Below are 1,047 nucleotides of genomic sequence, written 5' to 3'. Positions count from 1 at the left end.
CCCACAATACCGATTGGTTTTTGCGCAAGGTAGCCAAGCATTTTCTGTGGTTGCTGCTCGCCGGCTGGACCGGCTTTACCTTTGTAGGCTATTTCACGCCCATTCATGAGCTCGCAACCGAGTTCGTGCAGCTCCAGATGGGCTCATGGGAAGTTTTTTGGTCCATCTTTTACGGACTTGCGACCTATGGCAATGCGGGCTATATGCGCGAACAGGTGTGCTTACACATGTGTCCGTACGCGCGCTTCCAGAGCGCAATGTTCGACAAAGACACGCTGATCGTCACCTACGACGAGGAGCGCGGTGAGCCACGCGGTGCGCGCTCGCGCAAAGCCGATCCTCTCGCTTTGAACTTGGGCGCCTGCGTGAATTGCAGTCTGTGTGTGCAGGTCTGTCCTACCGGCATTGACATACGTGACGGCCTGCAATACGAGTGCATTGGCTGCGGGGCCTGCGCCGATGTTTGTGATGGTGTGATGGACAAGATGGGTTACGCGCCGGGACTCATCAAATACTCTACCCAAAACGCAGTTTCCCAGCACTGGACCAAAGGACAGACATTGCGCCATGTGCTGCGCCCGCGGGTCCTTGTGTACTGCACCATTCTTGGCACAGTTGTACTGGCGATGGTGGTGAGCCTGGCACTTCGAACCCCGTTTAAGGTGGACGTGGTGCGTGACCGTGGCATGCTGGCCCGCATGGTGGAGGCTGGTCGTATTGAGAACGTGTACCGTCTGCAGATCATGAATGCTACCGAGGCTACACAGAGCTTTAGCATAGGGGTAGAGGGCCTGGCCGGTCTGGTAGTGGCTTCTGATACGGATGTCACCATAGAGTCCACGTTAGCCCGTTGGGTTGCAGTGCGCGTGCAAGCGCCTGCAGACGCTGCGAGTCCTGGGTCGCACCCTATCCATTTTGTGATTACCGGCCACGGGGCTGTGGGCCGAGTGGTCGAGAAGTCCGTCTTTATTGTTCCCCGTTAATACTTAACCATGCAGGAGGCTCTATGCAACACGCCACTACGACCCCCACTACCGAGTCCCATCC

Annotated in this window: 1 protein-coding gene; it reads left to right on the top strand. The window is 56.9% G+C overall.

Going from position 1 to position 1,047, the window contains the following annotated elements; translation table 11 throughout:
* Window positions 1-983 (top strand): cytochrome c oxidase accessory protein CcoG (ccoG, locus tag AC097P_RS24975; RefSeq protein WP_479613103.1); only part of this gene is annotated, 983 nt, incomplete at its 5' end.
* Between the last annotated feature and the right edge of the window lie 64 nt (window positions 984-1,047).

It is taken from the genome of Rhodoferax sp. ZS1R8, from assembly GCF_056521325.1.
This window is presented reverse-complemented; position numbering and strand designations above follow the sequence as displayed.